Source organism: Serratia sp. ME47 (genome assembly GCF_903970925.1).
Classification (GTDB): domain Bacteria; phylum Pseudomonadota; class Gammaproteobacteria; order Enterobacterales; family Enterobacteriaceae; genus Serratia; species Serratia ureilytica.
Genome location: NZ_CAJCKE010000005.1, coordinates 113,190 through 134,987, shown reverse-complemented (window position 1 = coordinate 134,987; position 21,798 = coordinate 113,190). Strand labels below are relative to the sequence as shown.

General features: G+C 61.2%; 26 protein-coding genes. 8 read left to right on the top strand and 18 right to left on the bottom strand.

Annotation, left to right across the window (positions count from 1 at the left end):
* Positions 1 to 432: 432 nt before the first annotated feature.
* Both H7A77_RS07825 and H7A77_RS07820 read left to right on the top strand, forming a co-directional pair.
* Entirely contained in the window at positions 433 to 1,221 is a 789-nt protein-coding gene (locus H7A77_RS07825; protein ID WP_047025094.1) for an alpha/beta hydrolase, read from the top strand.
* Between the two features lie 13 nt (positions 1,222 to 1,234).
* Positions 1,235 to 1,777, top strand: coding sequence for a chorismate mutase (locus H7A77_RS07820; protein ID WP_033641664.1), 543 nt, complete (start codon positions 1,235 to 1,237; stop codon positions 1,775 to 1,777).
* A gap of 128 nt (positions 1,778 to 1,905) precedes the next feature.
* Here the strand turns inward: H7A77_RS07820 and H7A77_RS07815 are convergent, their stop codons facing one another.
* Positions 1,906 to 2,784 (bottom strand): U32 family peptidase, encoded by an 879-nt coding sequence (locus H7A77_RS07815; RefSeq protein ID WP_182074023.1) that lies wholly within the window; start codon positions 2,782 to 2,784, stop codon positions 1,906 to 1,908.
* Positions 2,785 to 2,795: 11 nt separating this feature from the next.
* Positions 2,796 to 3,791 carry a peptidase U32 family protein gene (locus H7A77_RS07810; RefSeq protein ID WP_033641666.1) on the bottom strand — a complete coding sequence of 332 codons (996 nt, stop codon included), beginning with the start codon at positions 3,789 to 3,791 and terminating at the stop codon, positions 2,796 to 2,798.
* Between the two features lie 252 nt (positions 3,792 to 4,043).
* Here H7A77_RS07810 and H7A77_RS07805 point away from each other — a divergent pair, with 252 nt between their 5' ends.
* Both H7A77_RS07805 and H7A77_RS07800 read left to right on the top strand, forming a co-directional pair.
* The gene (locus tag H7A77_RS07805; protein ID WP_169539846.1) at positions 4,044 to 4,571 is read left to right on the top strand and encodes an SCP2 domain-containing protein; all 528 of its coding nucleotides are present in this window, start codon (positions 4,044 to 4,046) and stop codon (positions 4,569 to 4,571) included.
* The gene (locus H7A77_RS07800) at positions 4,565 to 5,068 is read left to right on the top strand and encodes a GNAT family N-acetyltransferase (RefSeq protein WP_042783541.1); all 504 of its coding nucleotides are present in this window, start codon (positions 4,565 to 4,567) and stop codon (positions 5,066 to 5,068) included. The genes H7A77_RS07805 and H7A77_RS07800 overlap by 7 nt, the downstream gene beginning before the upstream one ends.
* Here H7A77_RS07800 and H7A77_RS07795 read toward each other — a convergent pair.
* The 4 genes from H7A77_RS07795 to speFL all read right to left on the bottom strand — a co-directional run bounded on the left by H7A77_RS07795 (position 5,055) and on the right by speFL (position 9,368).
* Positions 5,055 to 5,360 (bottom strand): GIY-YIG nuclease family protein, encoded by a 306-nt coding sequence (locus H7A77_RS07795; protein WP_025305084.1) that lies wholly within the window; start codon positions 5,358 to 5,360, stop codon positions 5,055 to 5,057. The two genes, H7A77_RS07800 and H7A77_RS07795, sit on opposite strands and share 14 nt — an antisense overlap.
* Before the next feature lie 86 nt (positions 5,361 to 5,446).
* Positions 5,447 to 6,763 carry a putrescine-ornithine antiporter gene (potE, locus tag H7A77_RS07790; RefSeq protein ID WP_033648789.1) on the bottom strand — a complete coding sequence of 439 codons (1,317 nt, stop codon included), beginning with the start codon at positions 6,761 to 6,763 and terminating at the stop codon, positions 5,447 to 5,449.
* A 62-nt stretch (positions 6,764 to 6,825) separates the two neighbouring features.
* Positions 6,826 to 8,988: an ornithine decarboxylase SpeF gene (gene speF, locus H7A77_RS07785; RefSeq protein ID WP_164106804.1), complete on the bottom strand. Its 2,163-nt coding sequence runs from the start codon at positions 8,986 to 8,988 to the stop codon at positions 6,826 to 6,828.
* 275 nt (positions 8,989 to 9,263) lie between these two features.
* The gene (gene speFL / locus H7A77_RS07780) at positions 9,264 to 9,368 is read right to left on the bottom strand and encodes a leader peptide SpeFL (protein ID WP_004933443.1); all 105 of its coding nucleotides are present in this window, start codon (positions 9,366 to 9,368) and stop codon (positions 9,264 to 9,266) included.
* Positions 9,369 to 9,801: 433 nt separating this feature from the next.
* Here speFL and H7A77_RS07775 point away from each other — a divergent pair, with 433 nt between their 5' ends.
* Complete coding sequence (locus tag H7A77_RS07775; RefSeq protein WP_015376428.1) at positions 9,802 to 10,242, top strand: YhbP family protein; 441 nt, start codon at positions 9,802 to 9,804, stop codon at positions 10,240 to 10,242.
* 30 nt (positions 10,243 to 10,272) lie between these two features.
* Positions 10,273 to 10,905: an NAD(P)H-binding protein gene (locus tag H7A77_RS07770; protein ID WP_182074022.1), complete on the top strand. Its 633-nt coding sequence runs from the start codon at positions 10,273 to 10,275 to the stop codon at positions 10,903 to 10,905.
* Here the strand turns inward: H7A77_RS07770 and phnP are convergent.
* From phnP to phnF, 11 genes are read right to left on the bottom strand one after another with little or no spacing between them, the layout of a single operon-like run.
* Positions 10,862 to 11,644 (bottom strand): phosphonate metabolism protein PhnP, encoded by a 783-nt coding sequence (gene phnP, locus H7A77_RS07765; RefSeq protein ID WP_047025106.1) that lies wholly within the window; start codon positions 11,642 to 11,644, stop codon positions 10,862 to 10,864. The genes H7A77_RS07770 and phnP overlap by 44 nt on opposite strands.
* Before the next feature lie 13 nt (positions 11,645 to 11,657).
* Positions 11,658 to 12,260 carry a DapH/DapD/GlmU-related protein gene (locus H7A77_RS07760; protein ID WP_015376431.1) on the bottom strand — a complete coding sequence of 201 codons (603 nt, stop codon included), beginning with the start codon at positions 12,258 to 12,260 and terminating at the stop codon, positions 11,658 to 11,660.
* A complete protein-coding gene (phnN, locus tag H7A77_RS07755; protein WP_108680095.1) occupies positions 12,257 to 12,826 on the bottom strand; it encodes a ribose 1,5-bisphosphokinase in 570 nt (189 codons plus the stop codon). Before phnN ends, H7A77_RS07760 begins: the two co-directional genes overlap by 4 nt.
* Positions 12,826 to 13,962 (bottom strand): alpha-D-ribose 1-methylphosphonate 5-triphosphate diphosphatase, encoded by a 1,137-nt coding sequence (phnM, locus tag H7A77_RS07750; protein WP_108680096.1) that lies wholly within the window; start codon positions 13,960 to 13,962, stop codon positions 12,826 to 12,828. Before phnM ends, phnN begins: the two co-directional genes overlap by 1 nt.
* Positions 13,962 to 14,666, bottom strand: coding sequence for a phosphonate C-P lyase system protein PhnL (gene phnL, locus H7A77_RS07745; protein WP_033652772.1), 705 nt, complete (start codon positions 14,664 to 14,666; stop codon positions 13,962 to 13,964). The genes phnM and phnL overlap by 1 nt, the downstream gene beginning before the upstream one ends.
* A 16-nt stretch (positions 14,667 to 14,682) precedes the next feature.
* Positions 14,683 to 15,471, bottom strand: a complete 789-nt coding sequence (phnK, locus tag H7A77_RS07740) for a phosphonate C-P lyase system protein PhnK (protein ID WP_015376435.1) — start codon at positions 15,469 to 15,471, stop codon at positions 14,683 to 14,685.
* Positions 15,471 to 16,331, bottom strand: a complete 861-nt coding sequence (locus H7A77_RS07735; RefSeq protein WP_089192493.1) for an alpha-D-ribose 1-methylphosphonate 5-phosphate C-P-lyase PhnJ — start codon at positions 16,329 to 16,331, stop codon at positions 15,471 to 15,473. Before H7A77_RS07735 ends, phnK begins: the two co-directional genes overlap by 1 nt.
* Positions 16,324 to 17,409 carry a carbon-phosphorus lyase complex subunit PhnI gene (locus H7A77_RS07730; RefSeq protein WP_047572955.1) on the bottom strand — a complete coding sequence of 362 codons (1,086 nt, stop codon included), beginning with the start codon at positions 17,407 to 17,409 and terminating at the stop codon, positions 16,324 to 16,326. Before H7A77_RS07730 ends, H7A77_RS07735 begins: the two co-directional genes overlap by 8 nt.
* Complete coding sequence (gene phnH, locus H7A77_RS07725) at positions 17,409 to 17,990, bottom strand: phosphonate C-P lyase system protein PhnH (RefSeq protein WP_182074021.1); 582 nt, start codon at positions 17,988 to 17,990, stop codon at positions 17,409 to 17,411. Before phnH ends, H7A77_RS07730 begins: the two co-directional genes overlap by 1 nt.
* Before the next feature lie 3 nt (positions 17,991 to 17,993).
* A complete protein-coding gene (phnG, locus tag H7A77_RS07720; RefSeq protein ID WP_016929298.1) occupies positions 17,994 to 18,437 on the bottom strand; it encodes a phosphonate C-P lyase system protein PhnG in 444 nt (147 codons plus the stop codon).
* Positions 18,438 to 19,166 carry a phosphonate metabolism transcriptional regulator PhnF gene (phnF, locus tag H7A77_RS07715; protein WP_047025109.1) on the bottom strand — a complete coding sequence of 243 codons (729 nt, stop codon included), beginning with the start codon at positions 19,164 to 19,166 and terminating at the stop codon, positions 18,438 to 18,440.
* A gap of 227 nt (positions 19,167 to 19,393) precedes the next feature.
* Between phnF and H7A77_RS07710 the strand changes: the two genes are divergently transcribed.
* Positions 19,394 to 20,449 carry a permease gene (locus H7A77_RS07710; protein ID WP_108680100.1) on the top strand — a complete coding sequence of 352 codons (1,056 nt, stop codon included), beginning with the start codon at positions 19,394 to 19,396 and terminating at the stop codon, positions 20,447 to 20,449.
* 231 nt (positions 20,450 to 20,680) lie between these two features.
* Positions 20,681 to 21,124, top strand: coding sequence for an acetyltransferase (locus tag H7A77_RS07705; protein WP_147838192.1), 444 nt, complete (start codon positions 20,681 to 20,683; stop codon positions 21,122 to 21,124).
* 19 nt (positions 21,125 to 21,143) lie between these two features.
* On the opposite strand, the gene H7A77_RS07700 is transcribed toward H7A77_RS07705, so the two are convergent.
* Positions 21,144 to 21,728 (bottom strand): helix-turn-helix domain-containing protein, encoded by a 585-nt coding sequence (locus tag H7A77_RS07700; protein ID WP_147838191.1) that lies wholly within the window; start codon positions 21,726 to 21,728, stop codon positions 21,144 to 21,146.
* Positions 21,729 to 21,798: the final 70 nt, after the last annotated feature.

Here is a 21,798-nt window from a genome sequence, read left to right as displayed (position 1 = left end):
TCCTCGCTAACGGCACGCAGCAACCCCTTCTTGAAATTCGGTCTGGCCCGCCGACAATCACGCACGCCTTCAATCACGCCTGTTTGTGTTGCAGTGTTATGTTCTCTTTTTGATAAGGCTATTCCTAATTCTTTCAACCTTATCATCCCTAAAAAATAACCCTTCGACTATTTAGCCAAAAGTGATATTTGCCGGGATAGAACATTGCTTATCCAATTTTAATTGTTATATTTCTATTTCGCTCAAAATGATTAGATTTTCTTAATTGTTGATGTGTGTGATGAACTCCTCGGGATTTACGATCTTAGCGTGCGGAAATCATTAATTGTAGGGTAATTAAATGGATTGCTCGCTCATAGTCATGAGATTGGTCTGTAAACGGGATGTTTCAGATAGGTGCCGTTATGTAATAAATATGAAGGAGCATGATGTATGACGGGTAAGTTAAGCGTTCAAACGGTTCTGTTTGAATATCATGGACAAAAATATAAGGTCTTCCTGGCATGCGATAAACGGCATGTTGGGTGCAACGAATTAAATCCGTTGTATTTTTTAGATGCCAACAGACACTTTGAGACCCTAATTAAGGCGGGTTATCACGGTGATGATGTATCCCCTGTGCTTTATATTGGAATCGGTTATCAGGAGGGGGTCGATATTAAGGCGGCTCGCACATTCGACTATACTGTGAGCGATGGCAGCGAGCGCTTTAAAGACGGGGGCGGAGCGGAGCAATTTTATCGATTTATTCAGGATGTCGTCAAACCGTGGGTCGAATGTCGTTTTAAGGTCAATAAGCAAATGCAAACGCTGGCGGGGCATTCGTTTGGCGGGCATTTCACCTTATACGTGGCGTTTCATCATCAAACGGCTTTTCAGCGCTATGTTGCCGCCAGTCCCGCGCTCTGGTGGGCGAATGGCGCAGTGCTGCCCGAAGGCGACGTTAAGCTTGCCGCAAGCATTGATTGGTTATCGCTGCTCTTAGGCAGCCGCGAGGAGCGGGCGGAGCCGGACAGTACCGATCTTGAGAAAGAGATCTTCCAGCGCATAGGGGATAACCCAAGGTTGAAGGTCAGGAATCTGGCGTCGCAGTTAGTGAAAGACGGCGAGCGCTGCAGCTTCGAGTTTCTTCCCGGGCGCAAACATCCGGCGGTGGCAAAAGATTATGCACGCATAGCGAATTTCGTTGCGAGCCAAAAACCACTGCCAACAGGGCTGTGACAGGAGAGGTTAAATGGATTTTAAAGTGACGAGAGGGTTGCTGCTTTTGGCTGGATTATTTTTCTCTATCACGGCGGTGGCAAAGCCTATTCAAACCGACGAGACCGCCTCATTGATTAACCAGCGATTGTCTTACATGAAAGACGTTGCCGGGTATAAGGCAAACAACCATCTGGCCATTGAGGATTTGCCTCAGGAGGCCAACGTATTGGCCAACTCAGTCCGCGAGGCGGAAGCATTGGGATTGGATGGCAAGTCGGTGGCTCCTTTTATACAGGCGCAAATGGATGCGGCCAAAGCGATTCAGTATCGCTACCGGGCAGACTGGCTTTCGGCGCCGGAAAACGGCTGGCAGCCTGAATCGCTGGACAGTGTGAGAGCGAAAATCAGCCGGCTGAATACCCAGATTTTGACCAGCGTCAGCAATAAATTGAAGAAAGGCGAGCGCTTTAATGACAGGTTTGTTTTTATGAAATCCCTGGAACAAACCCACCTGAAAGTTGGCGATAAAGAACGCCTGTGGCAGTCATTAAAGCGAATTGCGTTGAAAGGGTAATCGCCTGCCGTTGTTCTGGCTGAATGCGCCCGATGTGTGGTTTCGGGCGCATTCTCCTCGCGGGCGGCCAGCCGAATAATGGCGTTGAAAGGCCCCTCAGGCGAGGGAAAGCCCGGCGCCGGCCTCCATCACCCCACCAACGCCAACCCGGCCACGCGGCGCCAGTAGCCGTTGCAGTCGGCGTGGTCGGTCAAGGCCAGCGGCTGCTCGCCGCGCTCGTTGGCGCGGAAGGCATCGATCTGCGCCAGCGTCTCGGCGCCCTGCGGCGACAGCCGCACGATGTCCACCAGCCCCTGCATGTTCGGCAGCTCGTTGCCGAGGTTATAGCAGTAACCGCTCATTGTCTGGATGCCGTTGAGTACGAACACCTGCTGTTGTTCCTGCGAACGCATCATGCGGCCCTGCGGGTACTTGATGCAGCAGGTTTCGCACTCGTCCTTGCCGCGGTTTTCCGAGCGGGCGGTGAAGCAGCGCGCCGAATAGGCCAGCGGCAGGTGGCCGTAGCTCAGCACCTCCACCTCGAAGTCGTGGCGGAAGCCCAGCTCATCGCACTGCGTCAGCAGATTGGCCAGCCAGTCGCGCGACAGCTCGACCGGCATGCACCAGCGGATCATGCCCTGGCGGCGCAGCAGGCGCAGGGTATAGGCGTTGTAGCAGTTCAGCGCATGGCCGGTGACGAACGGCAGGCCGCGCTCCGCCGCCATGTTCACCGCGCCCAGATCGTTGGCTTCAAACAGGAACTCGCCGTTTTCCACATAGCGTTTCAGCTCATTCAGTTCGGACGGCGCCTGCAGCAGCGCCAGCGTGGAGATCACCACCTGTTTACCGCTGCGGGCGATTTCGCGCGCCAGCGCCAGCCAGTCACCGACCTTCATCTCGCGCCGCTTGGTGCAGACGCTCTCGCCGAGGTAAATGATGTCGGCGCTGCTGTCCGCCGCCTGTTGATAGAACGTTGCGATGTCGTTTTTCGGCCAGTAGTAGAGTACCGGCCCGAGTGCGTATTTCATGTTTCCTCCGGCTACTGCCATTTGCGGTGATAGGCGCCCAACGTGGTTTGGGTGCCTTCGGACATCGCGCCCAGCGTCTCCATCCAGGCGGCGTCGGCGCGATAGGCGGCTGGATCGGCCTGGCAACGGTCGATCGCCTGGCGCCAGACGCGCGCCACCTGGCTGACGTAAGCCGGGCTGCGCTGGCGGCCTTCGATCTTCACCGAAGCGATGTTGGCGGCCAGCAGCTCCGGCAGCAGCTCCAGGGTATTGAGGCTGGTGGGCTCTTCCAGCGCGTGGTAGCGCACGTCGTCCACCAGATAGCGGCCCTTGCACAGCGTCGGGTAACCGGCGTTTTCGTGGTCCTGATAGCGGTCGATCAGCACGTCGTTCAGGCGCGACTCCATGCCCTGTGCGGTTTGCTGCCAGCGCACGAATCGCGCCGGCGAACAGGCGCCGACGGTGTTCGGCGACTCGCCGGTCAGGTAGGAGGAGAGGTAGCAGCGCCCCTCGGCCATGATGCATAGGCTGCCGAAAGCGAACACTTCCAGCGGCACCGGGCTGGTACGCGCCAGCTGTTTCACCTGGTGCATCGACAGCACCCGCGGCAGCACCACCCGGCCGACCTCGAAGTTGCGTTGGTAGAAACGGATCGCCTCCTCATTGGTGGCGGAAGCCTGCACCGAAACGTGGCGCTCCAGCTGCGGGTAGCGCTGGGCGGCGTATTCCAGCATCGCCAGATCCGCCAGAATCAACGCGTCGGCGCCCAGTTGGGCGGCCATATCCACCGCACGCTGCCAGCGGGCGTAGCCGTCGGGATGGGCGAAGGTGTTGATGGCGATATGCAGTTTGCGGCCGTGGCGATGCACGTAATCGACCGCTTCCTGCAGCTTTTTCTCGGTGAAGTTGAGGCCGGCGAAGTGGCGCGCGTTGGTATCGTCTTTCAGCCCGATGTAAACGGCATCGGCGCCGTTATCCACCGCGGCCTTCAGGGCCGGCAGGTTGCCGGCGGGACAAAGCAGCTCCATAGATTTATCCTGGCTTAGCCGTACGCCCGGCCGGGCGCACGCTGTCTTTAAAGGTTGCCGACGACGGTGTTCCGCCGGCAAACACGAATCGGGGAGGCCATTTTAGGCAAAGGGGCGCGCACGGGTTTTGATTTGAGGCAGCTTATGGCGTATTGATAAACATGGCGGTGAAATGCACTATTTGTTGATATAGACCGCTGAAGCCGCGCGTCAGTGTGGCAAAATAGCGGTAGTCCGTATTAAAAGGAGTGGATGACCGTGTTGGAACAACTACGAGCACGTCTTGTGCGCCAGGGGCCGTCGCTGCTGCGCATCCCGCTGAAATTCACGCCGTTCGCTCTGCAGCGCCAACTGCTGCAACAGGTGCTGAGCTGGCAGTTCCGCCAGGCGTTGGCGGATGGCGATCTGGAATTTCTCGAATCGCGCTGGTTAAAGATCGAAGTTCGCGATCTGGCGCTACAATGGTTTATGACGGTAGAAAACGACAAACTGGTGGTCAGCCAGCACGCCGAAGCGGACGTCAGCTTCAGCGGCGACGCCAACGATCTGATCCTGATCGCGGCGCGTAAGCAAGATCCGGATACGCTGTTCTTTCAGCGTCGGCTGCAGATTGAAGGGGATACCGAATTGGGCCTGTATGTGAAAAATTTGATGGACGCCATTGAGCTGGAAAGCATGCCTGCGCCGCTGCGTATGGGGCTGTTGCAGTTGGCTGATTTTGTCGAAGCAGGGCTGCAGGAGGGCACGGCGTCGGCTTCCCGTGTGGCGGCATCATGCTGATCCGCGTAGAGATACCGGTAGACGCGGCGGGTATCGATGCCTTGCTGCGCCGCGCCTTTGGCCGCGACGATGAAGCCGACCTGGTGCAGCAGCTGCGCGAAGACGGCCTGCTGACGCTGGGCGTGGTCGCCACTGACGACGAAGGCGGCGTAGTGGGTTATGCCGCGTTCAGCCCGGTGGATGTGGCCGGCGAAGATCGCCAATGGGTGGCGCTGGCGCCGCTGGCGGTAGATGAAAGCCTGCGCCGTCAGGGGCTGGCTGAAAAGCTGGTGTACGAGGGGTTGGATTCGCTGAACGAATTCAGCTACGCCGCGGTGGTGGTGCTGGGCGATCCGGCCTATTACGGCCGCTTCGGTTTCAAACCGGCCGCCGCCTATGGCCTGAATTGTCGCTGGCCGGACACGGAAAGCGCGTTTCAGGTGTATTCGCTGGCGCAAGACGCCCTGAATGGCGTCAGCGGCGAAGTGGTTTTTTCGGCGCCGTTTAATCGCTTTTAACGACCGGCAATAGATACGCCAACGACAGCGGCGGGTGATTCACCAGCCGCTCTTTTTGTATTTTGCTCAGCTGTTTGACGCGGTATTCCAGCTTCAGCGCCGTTGAGCGATCCCCCACCTGGCAGTGAAACGCCAGCGTCAGCTCCCCTTTACCGCGCAGCGCCTTGGCGCCTTTGCCGGCCTGATGTTGCGCCAGGCGGCGCGCCACGTCGGTGGTGATGCCGGTATACAGCATGCCGCTCGGTAAACGCAGCATGTAGAGGTGCCAGGGAGTGGGGGTAGTGTCGGTCATCGTACGCCGTTTCGGTGGCCAGGGTCGGCGTATGATGGCATGTTCGCCGTCACAATCCCATCCCCGGCCGCCGGAGCCTTACCGCTTTACCCCTTTTTTCCCGCCAGCTCGAAGCGCGGCGAGACGATGCCGTACAGCGTCCAGCCGAGGAAGGTGGCGATGGCGCCCCACATCATCGCTTCCTCACCGGAGCTGTAAAGCGCATAGAAGCTGTACAGCGCGCCGATGCCGGCGATGATATTGGCGATGCGCGCCTTGTTGTCCGGCACCTTCGCCACTTTCTGAATAATGACCAGCGCCGCCATCGACAGGATGTAAGGGATGATGTTGGTCACCACCGCCAGGTTCACCAGCACGTTGAACTGCTTGTTCAGCGACGGGCTGATGGTCATCAGAGACAAACCGCTCTGGATGACGACGATGGTCAGCATGCCTTTAACCGGCGCGTCGGCCTTGCTCAGCTTGGAGAAGATTTTCGGGAAGAAGCCACTGTCGGCGGAGGATTTGAATACCTGGGCGATGGTGAACTGCCAGCCGAGCAGCGAGCCGACGCAGGACATCACCATCAACGCCATGATGATCTTGCCGACCGTCGGATTGAACATGTGGGAGAACGCCAGCCCGAACGGGGCGGTGGAGTTGGCCAGATCCATGTTCGGCACGATGCCGGCGATCACGTTGGTCGAAACGATATAGATCACCGCCGCGCTGAGTGTGCCGCCCAGTACGGCGATCGGCACGTTGCGCTCCGGATTTTCCACCACGTCGGTGTTGGCGCAAGCGGATTCCAGCCCCAGGAACGCCCACAGGGTCATTGAGATCGAGGCGCCAATGGCTTCGAAGGTCGGCACCTGATGCGGGTTCCAGGCGGCGACGTAGGCGCTGCCGCTGAACCAGTACCAGCCGATGACCGAGATGCCCACCACCGGAATGATCACGCCCCAGACGGTGATGCCGCTGATTTTGCCGGTGATGCGCGCGCCGCCGAAGTTAGCGACGGTCGCCAGCCACAGCACGCCGATGGTGGCGATACAGATACCGAGCGGGCTGAGCGTGGTGTCGAACAGCTCGGTGCCGTAACCGACGGCGGAAATGGCGATGGCGATATTGGCGATCAGCAGCGAAACGCCGTAGGTGTAGTTCGCCATGAAGTTGCCTGATTTACCGAAGGCGTATTCGGCGTAGCCGCCCATGCCGCCGGATTTACGGCTGAACATGCCGCATTTGGCGAACGCGTAGGCCAGCGCCATCGAGCCGACGGCGGTCACCAGCCAGGAAACGATCGAAATCGTGCCCACTTCGGCCAGCTTGGTCGGCAGCATAATTATGCCGGAACCCATCATATTCACGGCGGTCAGGATCGTTAATTGCACGACCCCCATTTTATTGTTGGACTTACTCATGATCATTTTCTCTTTTAGGATGCGATCCGGGCGGCGAGAATAATCGCCGCCCCGTAAGGTGATTAATTTTTCATGACGTAGCCGTAAGCGCGGTTCCAGCCGTCCTCATCCTGTTGGATATAAACGCCCTGCAATTCTGGCGCGAATCCCGGCAATAAGTTGATGCCTTCTTCCAATGCCAGGAAATAACGCTGCGCGGCGCCGCCCCAAATTTCACCGGGCACGACGCACAGCACGCCAGGAGGATAAGGCAGGGCGCCTTCGGCGGCGATGCGCCCCTCGGCCTTGGCCAGCGAGACCAATTCCACGTTGCCGCGTACAAACTCGGTATTGGCGTCCTGCGGATTCATCACTACGCGCGGGAAATAACTTTTGCGGAACATCTCTTTTTGCAGTTCTTTAACGTCATAGCTGACGTAAAGGTCGTGCATTTCCTGGCACAGCTGGCGGATGGTGTAGTTTTTGTAGCGCTGCTGGTGGTTTTTATAGACCGCAGGCAGCACCTCGCTGAGCAGGGAGTTTTGCTCGATGTGCTTCTCGAAGCGGGCGATCAGGGCCACCAGGTGTTGCATCTTGGCGATGTCTTCCGCCGGCGTCAGCAGGAACAGGATCGAGTTGAGATCGCATTTTTCCGGCACGATGCCGTTTTCGCGCAGGTAGTTGGCCAGAATGGTCGCCGGGATGCCGAACTCGCTGTAGCTGCCGGTCGCGGTATCGATGCCCGGCGTGGTGAGCAGCAGTTTGCACGGATCGACGAAGTACTGCGATTCGGCATAGCCCTCAAAAGCGTGCCATTTTTCGCCGGGCACGAAGTTGAAGAAGCGCAGATCGTTGGCCATCGCCGCGGTGTCATAGGCTTGCCACGGCTTGCCGTCGATCTGATCCGGCACGAACGGTTTGATCATCGTGCAGGTATCCAGCAGCATTTTGCGCGCTTCGATGCCCACGCGCACACATTCTTGCCACAGGCGCTGGCCGCTCTTGCCCTCGTGCATCTTGGCGTTGACGTCCAGCGCGGCGAACAGCGGATAGAACGGGCTGGTGGAGGCGTGCAGCATAAAGGCGTTGTTGAAGCGCTTGTGGTTGCAGTAGCGGCTCTGCCCCTTGATATGCTTGTCTTTTTTGTGGATCTGCGAGGTTTGCGAGAAGCCGGCCTGCTGTTTGTGCACCGACTGGGTGACGATGATGCCGGGATCGTTCTCGTTCAGCTCCAGTAGCAGCGGCGAGCAGTCTTTCATCATCGGAATGAACTGCTCATAGCCCACCCAAGCGGAGTCGAACAGGATGTAATCGCACAGGTGGCCAATCTTGTCGACCACCTGACGGGCGTTGTAGATAGTGCCGTCGTAGGTGCCGAGCTGGATGATCGCGAGGCGGAACGGGCGGGCTTCGTTGGCGCGTTCCGGCGCCACTTCACGGATCTGCTGGCGCAGGTAGCGCTCGTCGAAGCAGTGCGCGTCGATGCCGCCGATAAAGCCGAACGGGTTGCGCGCGGTTTCCAGATAAACCGGCGTGGCGCCGGCCTGGATCAATGCGCCGTGGTGGTTGGATTTATGGTTGTTGCGGTCAAACAGCACCAGATCGCCGCGCGTCAGCAGGGCGTTGGTCGCCACCTTGTTCGAGGCCGAGGTGCCGTTGAGCACGAAGTAGGTCTTGTCGGCGTTGAACACCTTGGCGGCGTGCTGCTGCGCCGCGCAAGGCGCGCCTTCGTGGATCAACAGATCGCCCAGTTTGACGTCGGCGTTGCACATGTCGGAGCGGAAAAGCGTTTCGCCGTAGAAGTCGAAGAACTGGCGGCCCGCCGGATGTTTGCGGAAGAACTCGCCGCCCTGGTGGCCGGGGCAGGCGAAGGTGGCGTTGCCCATTTCCACGTACTGCGTCAGCGTATTGAAGAACGGCGGCAGCAGCTCGCTCTCATACTTGGCGGCGGCGGCCTCCAGCTGTTTGCCGTAGAACTGGGTATTCTTGCCGCACAGCTCAAACACACCGTGCAGCGCCGGCAATACGGCGTTATCCAGCTCTTCTTCGCAGCAGACGGCGACGAACAGCGGAATGTTCAGGCCGTGCTCTTCGATGCGCGCCACCATGCCTTGCGCGACGTCGTCTACCGACAGCACGATGGCGGCGACGTCATTAAAATCGCTGTGGTGCACATCGACGATGTCGCGTTCAGTTTCAAAGCAGCCGAGGGTGTGGGTGTTGGCGGCAATTTTTAATTTTTTCATTTTTCTCATTCTTCAGGCAAAGGCGCGCCGTCGGCAAATAATTCCATTTGCCGCTAACGCCTTCACGAAAATAAAGGTGTACGAGAACCCAGCGATGCCCTAAGACATTAACTGTGTTCTTGGTTTTATTTTTCTTGGAGGCTCTTTTACGGTATTAAAAATGTATTGCGCGCCCTTCCCGGTTTGCGGGGGAAAGACATTATCACCGGAGTGCGGAGAATAAAGTGAAACGCAAAGACACTCTTAACAACGGCGTAAGAGCGAGGGGGTGAGGGTTATCTGTAGTTGAAGAATGCGAAACTAAAGCAGCTGCGATGAGCCATCATCATAATATGGGTTGTGCGCCTGATGTGCGCCATTTTTCGGTTATTGTTTTCCATTTTCTAATCCACCTTGCTGAGTGAAAAGATGGCGCTATTTTAACGCAAGATGGGCAGAAAATCGTGATTTTCATCACATAAATGCCGGTGTTTATAAATAACTATTCATTGATTATGCAGTGGGTTGCATAAACTGCGGCCAGGCAGACAAATGAGCATGTAAATAAATTGCTAATCGGCGCCGGGCAGACGCGCTAAATTTGCGTGCCGTCAGGATGGGAATAAAAGAATGGCGCAATTAATCGGTTGCCTAACGATCAAATAAATCCGGTTTGTTTTTTTTATGTTATAAACCCGCTCGATGCTGAAATGAGTAAAAATACAGATATTGTGATTTTATATTCGAATGGGATTTTTGGTGATTATCGTTATTTGTGACTCGCTTCAACAACGCAGGGTAAGATGAAGTGAGTGAACCGGGAGGCGAGTAACCTTGAATACCCCAGAACAACGGCAACAGATTGCGGATTTCATCGGCAAGCAACATGTCTTGACGCTGTGCGCCGGCGACGGCCTCGACATGTGGTGCGCCAACTGTTTTTACGTGTTCGACGCCGCGACGATGGCGCTGTGGCTGATGACCGAACCGCACACCCGCCACGGCGGGCTGATGCTGAACAACGGCCGGGTGGTCGGCACCATCGCGCCGAAACCGAAAAGCATCGCGCTGATCCGCGGCGTGCAGTACCGCGCCGAGGCGGTGCTGCTGAGCGGCGAAGAGGCCGAGGCGGCGCGCGCGCGTTACTGCAAGCGCTTCCCGATCGCCAGGGCGATGAAGGCCTCGGTATGGCGGCTGGATCTGCACGAGGTGAAGATGACCGACAACACCCTCGGCTTCGGCAAGAAGCTGCATTGGGCGCGGTCTATACTTTAAGTCGACCTATTGATTACAACGGGAGATCGCATGGCGCGAGCACTGTTAGTCGGCGCAACCGGGCTGGTGGGGCGCGAGTTGCTGCAGTTGTTACAAAGCGATCCGCAGGTAACGGCCATTGTGGCGCCGACGCGCACGCCCCTGCAGCCGCACGGCAAGCTGACCAATCCGGTCGGCGATGCGCTGTTCGAGCTGCTGAGCGGCCTGCAGCAGCCGGTCGATCTGGTGTTCTGCTGCCTGGGCACCACCCGCCAGGCGGCGGGCAGCGCCGATGCCTTCCGCTACGTCGATTACCAACTGGTGGTGGAGAGCGCGCTGACCGGCCGCCGGTTGGGGGCGCAGCACTGTCTGGTGGTGAGCGCGTTGGGCGCCAACGCGGATTCCACCTTCCTGTATAACCGCACCAAAGGCGAGATGGAGCAGGCGCTGCGCGAACAGCGCTGGCCGCGCCTGACGCTGGTGCGGCCCTCCATGCTGGTGGGGGATCGCCCTGCGCCGCGCCTGATGGAGCGCCTCACGCTGCCGTTGTTCAGGCTGCTGCCCGGCAAATGGCGCGCCGTCGCCGCCAAAGACGTGGCGCAAACGCTGCTGCAGCAGGCGTTCACGCCGGGCGAAGGGGTCAGGATGCTGGAGTCGGATCGGCTGCACTGCTACCGAGGCTGACGCTGAGGTGGTCGAACGCCAGCTCCAGCCCGGCGGGCAGTTCATTGTCCAGCAGCCACAGATCGAGATGATGGCTGATGTGCGTCAGCAGCGTGCGTTTGGGCTGCAGCAACCGCTGCGTCTCCTGCGCGCGGGTCAGGTCGTTGTGGTTGCGCGGCGCCTGCGGCTGAGGCGGCAGGCTGCAATCGAGCACCAGCAGATCCAGCGCCACGTTCTGCAAATAGTCGGCGGTGGCCGGCGGCAGGCCGACGGTGTCGGTCAGGTAGGCCAGCGCAGCGCCCGCCGCCTGGATCAGATAGCCGTGGGTCAGTTTGGAGTGTTGCAGCGGCAGCGGGGTGATGCGCATGCCGCCCAGTTCGACGGTGGCGAAGGGCGCCAGCGGCGGCTGAAACGCCAGAATGCCCGGGTGTTTGAACAGGTCGTCGCAGCCCTGTTCATCCGGTGGGCCATACACCGGAATGGAATTTCCGCACCCCCAACGCAAAGGAAATAACCCCTGAACGTGATCCATGTGGTAATGTGTCAGTAAAAAACGTTGAATTTGCCCCGCCGAAAATCGCCGCTCCAAAGCCGGCAATCCCGCATCCAATAAGGTCGTTTCCCCCTGATAGTTAAGCATGGCGCTGCACGCGCGCCGCCGAAATGCCGGCTCGCGCCGCGCCCGTTGGCAGATCAGGCAGTCGCAGCCGAACACCGGCACCTGCTGCGCGCCGCCGGTGCCGAGAAAGGTCAGTTGCATCGCTCCCCCTCCGTTAAAGGTACTTCTGCGCAAAGCGGTTGATGTCGCGAAAATCCGCCAGCCGCGCCTGCAGCGTGGCGTGATCCCAGTGCCACCACTGGCTGCGTTCGATACGCTCTATCAGCGCATCGTCGAAGCGCATGCCGATCTTCTTGGCCGCCACGCCGGCGACGATGCTGTAAGGCTCCACGTCCTTGGTGACCACCGCTGCGCTGCCGATCACCGCGCCGTTGCCGACGCTGACGCCCGGCATCAGGATGGCGTTATGGCCGATCCACACGTCGTGGCCGACGGTGACGTGGTGCTCGCGCCGCCAGTCGAAGAACGCCGCGTCGTCTTCCCCCAGCCCGTATTCGGAAGCGCGATAGGTGAAGTGGTGCTGCGCAATGCGCTGGTAGGTCGGGTGGTTGCCGGGATTGATGCGCGCATAGGAGGCGATGGAGACGAACTTGCCGATTGTGGCGTAAAAGATCTGGTTGTGCCCGGCGGTGTAGGAGTAGTCCCCCATCTCCACCTCTTCCAGGATCGCATCGTCGGCCAGATGCACATACTGGCCGAGCCGGGTGCGGTTAAGGGTCACGTTGTCGCCGATTTTCGGCTGGGCAAAGTCGTTCATGGCGTTGCATCCTGAGCTTGTCGGGTGGCGGTAGGCAGCAGCGCCAACAGCGCCGCCAGGGTATCGTCGAGTGGGCCGTCGTTGTGCAGCACCCGGCAGCCGGCGGGCAGACTCTGCTGATATTCCGCCGCCCGCGCCAGCCGCTGCTCGATCTGTTCAGCGCTTTCCCGTCCGCGATCTTGCAGGCGCCGGCGCAGGATCGCGGCGTTGACCTGCAGGCATACCGGCAGCAGCTGCGTACCGTAGCGCTGCTGCGCCTGCGGCAGGTGGGCGCGCGAACCGTTGACCGCCACGTCGATCCCCTGCAGCAGCCAAAGATCCACTTCGATCCCGAACGCGTAGCGCTGCTGGTGCGCCTGCCAGTCGAGCGCGAACAGCCCCTTGGCGCGGCGGCGCAGAAATTCGGGTTCGCTCAGCGCGATGTGATTCTCGCAGCCGGCGTCCGCCGGCCGGGTGATGTAACGGTGCGCCACCAGCGGCGCGCGGTCGGCGTCGGCCCGCAGCGCGGCCAGCAGGCTGTCCTTGCCTGCGCCGGAAGGCCCCATCAGATAGATGAGCCGCGCCATCAGAACACCTGCCGGCCCTGGCGCCACACGTTCTGCACGTAAACGTGCTCGCCGTGCGGCCGCGCCAGCACCAGATCCGCCCGCAATCCTTCGGCGATGGTGCCGCGATCCTGCAGATCCAGCGCCCGCGCCGGGTTGCGGGTGATCATGCGCACCGCCTGGGGCAGATCGTAGGCGTTGCGCTCGTCCGCCGCGAGGCGAAACGCCGCGTCCAGCAGGCTGGCCGGGTAATAATCGGAAGAGAGAATGTCCAGCACGCCCAGCGCCGCCAGGTGGTGCGCCGCCACGTTGCCGGAGTGGGAGCCGCCGCGCACGATGTTCGGCGCGCCCATCAGCACCTGCAGGCCCTGCTGGTGCGAAGCGCGGGCGGCCGCCTCGGTGGTGGGGAACTCGGCAATGGCGCTGCCGAGCGCGCAGGATTCGGCCACGTGCGCGGCGGTGGCGTCGTCATGGCTGGCCAGCGAGATGCGGCGCGCGCGGCAGTGGGCGGCGATCGCCTCGCGGTTCGGCGCGGCCCAGCGGGCGGACAGGGCGACCTGCTGCGCCTCGTACTCGCTCATCTGCTGATCGTTGAGGTGGTATTTGCCCTGATAATATTCGCGGTACTTTTCGCGCGAGGCGAACTGGCGCTGGCCCGGCGAGTGGTCCATCAGCGACACCAGCGACACGCCCGGCTTGTCCATCAGCTGTTCGAACAGCGGCAGCGTGCTCTCGTGCGGCAGCTCGCAGCGCAGGTGCAGCCGGTGCTCGGCGCGGTTCACCCCGGCGCGCTGGCTGTGGATCACCGCGTCGATCATCTTCTGCAGGTTTTCCAGCCGGTGGCCGCCGTCGCGCACGTCGCCGATCGCCACCGCGTCCAGCACCGTGGTGATGCCGTTGGCCACCATCAGCGCGTCGTGGCTGCTCATCGCCGAATGGGCCGGCCAGTCGACGTTCGGGCGCGGGGTAAAGAACTTATCCAGGTTGTCGGTATGCAGCTCGATCAGCCCCGGCAGCAGCCAGCCGCCGTCGCCGTCCAGCGCCTGCGGCAGCCGGCTCGGGCCGTCGGCGAAGCTGCGGATCACGCCGTCCTGCATCTCCAGCGAGCCTTGCACCACCTGGTCATCCAGCACCAGCTTAACGTTATTGACGATCATCAGAGGGCCTCCAGCGCCTGTGGCGCCTGCATGTCATAAAGCCGGTCGGCGACCTGTTGGCGGACGCCTTCATCATGGAAAATGCCGACGATCGCCGCGCCGCGCGCCTTGGCGCGTTCGATAAGCTGCACCACCGCCGCGCTGTTGCGGCTGTCGAGCGAGGCGGTCGGTTCGTCCAGCAACAGGATCGGGTAGTCGACGATAAAGCCGCGCGCGATGTTTACCCGCTGCTGCTCGCCGCCTGAGAAGGTGGACGGCGCCAGCGGCCACAGGCGCTGCGGCACGTTGAGCGCGGCGAGCAGCGCTTCGGCGCGGTCACGGCATTCGGCGCGCTCGACGCCCTGTTCCAGCAGCGGCTGCATCACCACCTCCAGCGCGCTGATGCGAGGGATCACCCGCAGGAACTGGCTGACCCAGCCCAGCGTATGGCGGCGCACCGCCAGAATTTGGCGCGCATCGGCGCTGACCATGTCCAGCCAGTCGCCCTGGTGGTTGATCCAGATATGGCCGCTGTCCGGCAGATAGTTGGCGTACAGCGAGCGCAGCAGGGTGGACTTGCCGCTGCCGGAGTGGCCGTGCAGCACCACGCATTCGCCGCCGTGGACCGTCAGGTTGGCGTCGTGCAGCACCGGCAGCCGGGTGCCGTACTGCTGATGCAGCACAAAGGTTTTACTGAGATGTTCAACTCGGATTTGCATAGTCATCTGTTATCGCCTTGGGTTACGACAGCACCGAAGAAACCAGCAGCTGGGTGTAAGGATGGTGCGGATCGTCGAGCACCCGATCGGTCAGGCCGCTCTCCACCACTTCGCCCTGTTTCATCACCAGCAGGCGGTGGGCCAGCAGCCGCGCCACGCCGAGATCGTGAGTGACGATCACCGCCGCCAGCTGCATCTCCACCACCAGGTTGCGCAGCAGATCGAGCAGGCGCGCCTGCACCGACACGTCCAGCCCGCCGGTCGGCTCATCCATAAACACCAGCCTGGGGTGGGTGACCAGATTGCGGGCGATTTGCAGCCGCTGCTGCATGCCGCCGGAGAAGGTGGTCGGCAGATCGTCGAGGCGCGACAGCGGGATTTCGACGTCTTCCAGCCACTGGCCGGCCTGGCGGCGAATGTCGCCATAGTGGCGCTGGCCGATGGCCATCAGCCGCTCGCCGATGTTGCCGCCGGCGGAGACCTGCGGCCGCAGCCCGTCGAGCGGGTGCTGGTGCACCACGCCCCAGTCGGTGCGCAGCAGGCGGCGGCGATCGCTCTCCGCCATGGCGTACAGGTCGTGTTCCTGGTCCGCCTGCGGGCGGTAAAGGATCTGCCCGCGCTGCGGCGCCAGCCGCGCCGAGATCGACTTCAGCAGCGTGGTTTTGCCGGAGCCGGATTCGCCGACGATGCCCAGCACTTCACCGGGGTAGATGTCGAACGACACGTCGCTGAAGCCCTTGCCGGGGGCGTACAGGTGGGTGAGCCGGTTCACCGACAGCAGCGGGGTGGTGCTCAAAGGGGTGGAAGTCATCAGTGCTGCGCCTCTTGCGAAGATTGCGCCAGCTGCTGCCGGCAGTAGTCGGTGTCCGAACAGACGAACATGCGGTTGCCCCGATCGTCGAGCACCAGCTCGTCGAGATAGCTGTGGCGCGAACCGCACAGCGCGCAGGGTTCGTCCCACTGCTGCACGCTGAACGGATGGTCGTCGAAGTCCAGGCTCTCCACTTTGGTGAACGGCGGCAGGGCGTAGATGCGTTTCTCGCGCCCGGCGCCGAACAGCTGCAGCGCCGGCATCATGTGCATTTTCGGGTTGTCGAATTTCGGGATCGGCGACGGATCCATCACGTAGCGATCGTTGACCTTCACCGGATAGGCGTAGGTGGTGGCGATATGGCCGTAGCGCGCGATGTCCTCATACAGCTTCACCTGCATCACGCCGTACTCCTCCAGCGCGTGCATCTTGCGGGTCTCGGTTTCGCGCGGTTCGATAAAGCGCAGCGGCTCCGGGATCGGCACCTGATAGATCAGGATCTGGTCTTCGCGCAGCGCGGTTTCCGGAATGCGGTGACGGGTCTGGATCAGCGTGGCCTCCGGCGTGCGCTCGGTGGTGGCCACCCCGGCGACGCGCTGGAAGAAGCGGCGGATCGACACCGCGTTGGTGGTGTCGTCGGCCCCTTGGTCTATCACCTTCAGCACGTCGGCGCGGCCGATGACGCTGGCGGTGAGCTGAATGCCGCCGGTGCCCCAGCCGTAGGGCATCGGCATCTCGCGGCCGCCGAACGGCACCTGGTAACCGGGGATCGCCACCGCCTTCAGGATGGCGCGGCGGATCATGCGCTTGGTCTGCTCGTCCAGATAACCGAGGTTATAGCCGGTCAATACTTCACTCATCGCGGGCCTCCTGACGCTCGCTGTATTCCTGCCGCAGCCGCTTGAGCAGCTCCAGTTCAGCCTGGAAGTCGACGTAGTGCGGCAGCTTGAGATGGGAGACGAAGCCGGCGGCCTCGACGTTGTCGGCGTGGGCCAGCACGAACTCTTCGTCCTGCGCCGGGCCGGCGACGCCTTCGCCGTAGTCCGGGCTTTGCAATGCGCGGTCCACCAACGCCATCGCCATCGCCTTGCGTTCGGCGCGGCCGAACACCAACCCGTAACCGCGGGTGAAGTGCGGCGGGTGGTCCTTGGGATCGACGAAGCCATTGACCATTTCGCACTCGGTCAGCAGGATTTCGCCGATATCGATGGCGAAACCGAGCTCTTCAGGCACGATCTCCACCGAAACGTGGCCGGTGCGGATCTCGCCGGCGAACGGGTGGTTGCGGCCGTAGCCGCGCTGGGTGGCGTAGCCGAGCGCCAGCAGAAAACCTTCGTCGCCGCGCACCAGCTGCTGCAGGCGCGCCGAGCGCGAGCAGGGGTAGACCGGCGGGTTGCGGGTGATGTCGTCCGGCGCGCTGCCGTCGTCCTGTTCCTCCCGCGCCAGCTGCTGGCGGCACAATAGATCGAACACGTGGCCGCAGTTGTCCGGCAGCGGTTCGTCGGCCTGCGGCGCACGCGGCGCCTCGCCTTCCGCCAGCAGCGCGAAATCCAGCAGCCGGTGGGTGTAGTCATAGGTCGGCCCCAGCACCTGGCCGCCGGGCAAGTCCTTGTAAACCGCCGAGATGCGCCGCTCCAGCCGCATGTTTTCGCTGGCCAGCGGCTCACTGACCGCCAGGCGCGGCAGGGTGGTGCGATAGGCGCGCAGCAGGAAGATCGCCTCCACCAGATCGCCGCTGGCCTGTTTGATGGCCAGCGCCGCCAGCTCGCGATCGTAGATGCCGCCTTCGGTCATCACCCGATCCACCGCCAGCCCCAGCTGCTGTTCGATTTGTTCCGCGCCGATCGCCGGCAGCGCCTCGTCGCCGCGCCGCAGCTGTTCCTGCAGCTGGTGGGCGGCCTCAATGGCTTTTTCGCCCCCTTTTACCGCTACGTACATCAGCACACCTCCACGCGGGTGGTCCGCGGGATCGCCAGCAGGCGATCGCCGCAGGTCAGCAAAATATCCAGCCCCAGCGGGAAGCGCTGCGGGCGGTTGACCAGATAATCCAGCAGCGCCGGCGGCAGGCGCGGCGCAATCAGGCGTTGGCTCTCGATGCCGGGGCCGGTCAGGCGCAGCGCGGCGCCGTTCTCCAGCTCAGCAAGCTGCACCACCACCGTGGCGCCGCATTCCGGCGAGATTTCCGTGCCGTGCGGCAACGCCTGCAGATCGGCGGCCTGCAGCTGCTCATCGAACAGGGCAAAACAGACCTCCTGCGCCGTGGCGGCCAGCGGCGCGCCGCTGTGAAAGCGAATGTTTGTTAGCACTTGCTCACTTTTAAGCGCAGCGTACAGCTGCAGCGGCGTTTCCTGATCGGCCAGCGTCAGCAGCGCGGCGGTGCTGGCGGCGTTCAGCGGCGCCCAGGCCGGGCCGGCCGGCAGCGTCACCCGGTGGCCCGGTTCGCTCAAGGCTTTAAGAATCAAACGGAAAGCGTGCTGCGATTGGTCTATCGGTTGTTCAAAACCGGTCAATAAACTCATGGCTTAATCCCCTCGCACCAGCGTAAAGAAGTCCACCCGGCTGGCGGCGATCGCCCGGGCGCGCAGCTGGCGCTGTTCGTGCTGCAGCGCGGCCAGCGGCGCGATCAGCTGTTGTTGCAGGCGTTCGCCGTGTTCCGGCTGTTGCAGCAGCGCATCGGCCAGCGCGCACAGCTCGGCGTGCGCCTTGTCGCGCCCGGCGATATAGCTGTAGCCGTAGCCGCCGTTGTCCAGCTGCACCACCGCGCGGGTGACCGTCATGTCCCCCAGCACGAAGCGGCGGCCGGTAGCGCCCATGCGCCCCTGCAGCTGGGCCAGGCCGATCTCCGGCGCGCGGATGCTGCGGTAACCCGGGCTGAGGTTCAGCGCCTGCCAGTGGCTGCGCAGCTGCTCGGGCCGGCTGTGCGCCAGCACTGACATCCAGCGTTGTCTCGACTCTAAGGCGTGCATTCAGTGCTCCATCGTCAGTTCAATCATGTCGGCACGGGCCAGGCTGACGGAGTATTCCGCCACGTCTTCGCCGCCGCTGCGGACGTTAAGGGTGCGCACGCACAGCAGCGGCGCGTGGGTGGCGATCTCCAGCAGCCGGCTCTCTTTGGCCTGCGCGCGGCGCGCGCTGATGCGCGTCTGGCGGCGGGTCAGCGGCTGCTGGAGGTGCTGTTCGATAAACTGGTGCAGCGAACCGCTGTGGAACTGCTGCAGCGCCGGCCACCACTCCAGATCGGGCAGATAATGGTCGATCACGCTCATCGGCACGCCGTTGACCCGGCGCAGGGTGCGCAGGTGGATCACCATTTCGCCTTCTTCACGCGAGAGTGCGCTGGCGACATGCCCATTGCACGGGCGCAAGACAGCGAGTAAGCGCTCACTGGTGGGGTGGCTGCCCTGCTCGAACAGGTTCTGGCTGAAGCGGGTGTTGGCGTGCAGCGGGTAGTCATAAGGCCGCATCAGCACCAGAATGCCGACGCCGTGGCGGCGCTGCAGCCAGCCGCGCTCCACCAGCTGATCCACCGCGCGGCGCAGGGTGTGGCGATTGACCTGATAACGTTCGGCCAGCTGCTGTTCCGAAGGCAGGTAGTCGCCGCAGCGGTATTGCGTGCGCAGCTCCTGTTCCAGCTGCGCGGCGATCTGCTGATAGCGGGTGGGGTAAGTGGTCGGATGTCTAGATAACTCCATCATAATAAAAACCTCGTCATGCCGATGGCGGTGCGATGAAGGCGGAAGCGGTGCGTTTCATCGGGCGTCTACCCTGTGGTTTTCACGTTGGCATCATGGTGACGGGCGCAGATGACAATCGCGTTACGCGTCGGTGGCGAACAGATGAACTATTTAGGACAGCCCAGGCGTGCACGGGCGGCGCCGGCGCGCTATGCTGGCGCCTTTGTTGACTGACTCTGGCCGCTACCATGCCGCAATCTCTGAATGCCCCTGAACACGCCCCACGCGCCTGGCCGCTGTGGAAACCGATCCTGTTTCTGCTGGTGGTGGCCGTCGGCCTCTACTACGTCAAATGGCAGCCTTACTACGGCAAGGCCTTCGTGGCGGCGGACAGCCACTCGATCGGCAAATCGATCCTGGCCGACGGCGCCGCGAGCCCCTGGCTGGCGGCCTGGCAGTACGCGCTGGTCTACTTCACCGCGGTGTGGAAGGCGGCGCTGCTCGGGGTGCTGTTAGGTTCGCTGGTGCAGGTGCTGATCCCGCGCGACTGGCTGGCGCGCACGCTTGGCCACCGGCGTTTTTCCGGCACCGTGCTGGGGGCGCTGATCGCGCTGCCGGGCATGATGTGCACCTGCTGCGCCGCACCGGTTGCCGCCGGCATGCGCCGCCAGTCGGTATCCAGCGGCGCCGCGCTGGCCTTTTGGCTCGCCAACCCGGTATTGAACCCGGCGACGCTGGTGTTCATGGGGTTTGTGCTCGGCTGGCCGTTCGCCGCCATCCGCCTGGTGGCAGGTGTGGTGATGGTGCTGGGCATCGCCTGGCTGGTGCAGCGCGTGACCGCTAACGACCCGCAGCCCGCCGCGCCGCAGCCTTTGGTGCTGACGGCGCAGAGCGATGAGCAGCCGTTCCTTGCCCGCTGGGGCAAAGCGCTGTGGGCGCTGTTTTGGTCGACCATCCCGATCTACGTGTTGGCGGTGCTGGCGCTGGGCGCGGCGCGGGTCTGGCTGTTCCCGCACGCCGACGGCGCCGTCGACAATAGCCTGCTGTGGATCATCGCGCTGGCGATCGTCGGCTGCCTGTTTGTTATCCCCACCGCGGCGGAAATCCCGATCGTGCAGACCATGATGCTGGCGGGCATGGGCGCAGGCCCGGCGCTGGCGCTGCTGATGACCCTGCCGGCGGTCAGTCTGCCTTCGCTGCTGATGCTCAACAAAGCCTTCTCCGCCCGGGCGCTGTGCCTGACGGCGGCGCTGGTGGCGCTGTGCGGCGCACTGACCGGCGTGGTGGGGATGGGGCTGGTGTAACTTACCGCTGCTGATGAGTGGTTCGGTGCTGTCTCAAGGAGGAGACGGCAATGGCCACGTTTAACAACCGGTAAAGCGGACCAATGGCGTCAGTGAGTTAACGCTTCTCCTGTCGGATATCATGACATGATATCGAATGCACTATTGTGAATTTAAATTTACTATAGTAAATTTGCGTGGACTAATTTTGTGTGTAAATACACCCAGTAATGACCACGGTAAGGTAGAAGAATGTTAAAAATCAGAATGTCACGTCCATCTGAAGCGCCAGAAATTATACAAATCTGGAAAAATTCTGTAGATGCTACGCACGACTTTCTCACTGCGCACGATCGACAAGAGATCGAAAAAGAGGTTGTCGGTTTTTTTTCTGAAACCCCCGTGTGGGTTGCCGCCGATCGGGAAGACCATCCGCTGGGATTTATGTTTTTACACGATGGTCATCTGGAGGCGCTTTTTGTCGATGCTGCAGCTCGCGGACGTGGCGTCGGAAAGCAGTTGATATCACATGCGCTGGCGCTTCATCCTGATTTAAGCGTCGATGTGAATGAACAAAACCAACAGGCCGTCGGGTTTTATCAACATATGGGCTTTGAAGTTTCAGGGCGTTCCGAGTTGGATAATCAAGGCAGGGCCTATCCCCTATTGCACCTAAGCCGATCGGCGGGAGTGTAGCCGTCGTGGCAGTGGCGCCTTATTGATTTTTTTGGCTAAAAGCAACGACGTATGCACAACCCTGCTCACTGTCGGGATTGCTCATTTGGTACTCGCTGGCAAAGGTCAGGGCAAAACAGTCACCGGCGCGTAAATGATGGGTTTGATTATTGACCCGAAAATCAAGGCTGCCACTCAACACCAACAGCGTTTGGCCGGAAAGATGCTCACTGGCGGAAGCGGGTATCGTAAGTTGACCCAGAGCAGGAATTTCAACTTTGATAAGTTCGGGGCATGCGCCCGCTGGGGAAAGAGACCAGCGGGTAATGCCCGACTTTTCATCTGTCCAATGCTGCTGCTGATGAGCAAAGAGCACCAGTGAGTTCTGGTGTTGCTCAAGCTCTGCGAAAAGTTTTGATAGCGTGATATTCATGGCGTTGGCTAAACGGCCGAGGATCGTGGCGCTGGGACTGGAAGCTCCCCGCTCAACCTTGCTGATCATGGCCTGACTGACGCCCGACCGTTGGGCAAGCTCTGCTACCGTCCAGTTGCGTGCCTTTCTATGTTTAAGTAATAAACGCGCAATGTCGCTGTCTACTATCTGATTTTTAGATGTTTTATCCATTCTCACCCTCACTTTCGCCAGCCTGATTATGCCATTACCGCAATGAGGCTGAAATCACTGATTTTACAAG

Excerpts from the sequence above, each read along its gene's own strand:
- H7A77_RS07825 (WP_047025094.1), top strand. The coding sequence starts at position 433 with ATGACGGGTAAGTTAAGCGTTCAAACGGTTCTGTTTGAATATCATGGA.
- H7A77_RS07820 (WP_033641664.1), top strand. The coding sequence starts at position 1,235 with ATGGATTTTAAAGTGACGAGAGGGTTGCTGCTTTTGGCTGGATTATTT.
- H7A77_RS07815 (WP_182074023.1), bottom strand. The coding sequence starts at position 2,784 with ATGAAATACGCACTCGGGCCGGTACTCTACTACTGGCCGAAAAACGAC.
- H7A77_RS07810 (WP_033641666.1), bottom strand. The coding sequence starts at position 3,791 with ATGGAGCTGCTTTGTCCCGCCGGCAACCTGCCGGCCCTGAAGGCCGCG.
- H7A77_RS07805 (WP_169539846.1), top strand. The coding sequence starts at position 4,044 with ATGACCGTGTTGGAACAACTACGAGCACGTCTTGTGCGCCAGGGGCCG.
- H7A77_RS07800 (WP_042783541.1), top strand. The coding sequence starts at position 4,565 with ATGCTGATCCGCGTAGAGATACCGGTAGACGCGGCGGGTATCGATGCC.
- H7A77_RS07795 (WP_025305084.1), bottom strand. The coding sequence starts at position 5,360 with ATGACCGACACTACCCCCACTCCCTGGCACCTCTACATGCTGCGTTTA.
- potE (WP_033648789.1), bottom strand. The coding sequence starts at position 6,763 with ATGAGTAAGTCCAACAATAAAATGGGGGTCGTGCAATTAACGATCCTG.
- speF (WP_164106804.1), bottom strand. The coding sequence starts at position 8,988 with ATGAAAAAATTAAAAATTGCCGCCAACACCCACACCCTCGGCTGCTTT.
- speFL (WP_004933443.1), bottom strand. The coding sequence starts at position 9,368 with ATGGAAAACAATAACCGAAAAATGGCGCACATCAGGCGCACAACCCAT.
- H7A77_RS07770 (WP_182074022.1), top strand. The coding sequence starts at position 10,273 with ATGGCGCGAGCACTGTTAGTCGGCGCAACCGGGCTGGTGGGGCGCGAG.
- phnP (WP_047025106.1), bottom strand. The coding sequence starts at position 11,644 with ATGCAACTGACCTTTCTCGGCACCGGCGGCGCGCAGCAGGTGCCGGTG.
- H7A77_RS07760 (WP_015376431.1), bottom strand. The coding sequence starts at position 12,260 with ATGAACGACTTTGCCCAGCCGAAAATCGGCGACAACGTGACCCTTAAC.
- phnN (WP_108680095.1), bottom strand. The coding sequence starts at position 12,826 with ATGGCGCGGCTCATCTATCTGATGGGGCCTTCCGGCGCAGGCAAGGAC.
- phnM (WP_108680096.1), bottom strand. The coding sequence starts at position 13,962 with ATGATCGTCAATAACGTTAAGCTGGTGCTGGATGACCAGGTGGTGCAA.
- phnL (WP_033652772.1), bottom strand. The coding sequence starts at position 14,666 with ATGACTATGCAAATCCGAGTTGAACATCTCAGTAAAACCTTTGTGCTG.
- phnK (WP_015376435.1), bottom strand. The coding sequence starts at position 15,471 with ATGACTTCCACCCCTTTGAGCACCACCCCGCTGCTGTCGGTGAACCGG.
- H7A77_RS07735 (WP_089192493.1), bottom strand. The coding sequence starts at position 16,331 with ATGAGTGAAGTATTGACCGGCTATAACCTCGGTTATCTGGACGAGCAG.
- H7A77_RS07730 (WP_047572955.1), bottom strand. The coding sequence starts at position 17,409 with ATGTACGTAGCGGTAAAAGGGGGCGAAAAAGCCATTGAGGCCGCCCAC.
- phnH (WP_182074021.1), bottom strand. The coding sequence starts at position 17,990 with ATGAGTTTATTGACCGGTTTTGAACAACCGATAGACCAATCGCAGCAC.
- phnG (WP_016929298.1), bottom strand. The coding sequence starts at position 18,437 with ATGCACGCCTTAGAGTCGAGACAACGCTGGATGTCAGTGCTGGCGCAC.
- phnF (WP_047025109.1), bottom strand. The coding sequence starts at position 19,166 with ATGATGGAGTTATCTAGACATCCGACCACTTACCCCACCCGCTATCAG.
- H7A77_RS07710 (WP_108680100.1), top strand. The coding sequence starts at position 19,394 with ATGCCGCAATCTCTGAATGCCCCTGAACACGCCCCACGCGCCTGGCCG.
- H7A77_RS07705 (WP_147838192.1), top strand. The coding sequence starts at position 20,681 with ATGTTAAAAATCAGAATGTCACGTCCATCTGAAGCGCCAGAAATTATA.
- H7A77_RS07700 (WP_147838191.1), bottom strand. The coding sequence starts at position 21,728 with ATGGATAAAACATCTAAAAATCAGATAGTAGACAGCGACATTGCGCGT.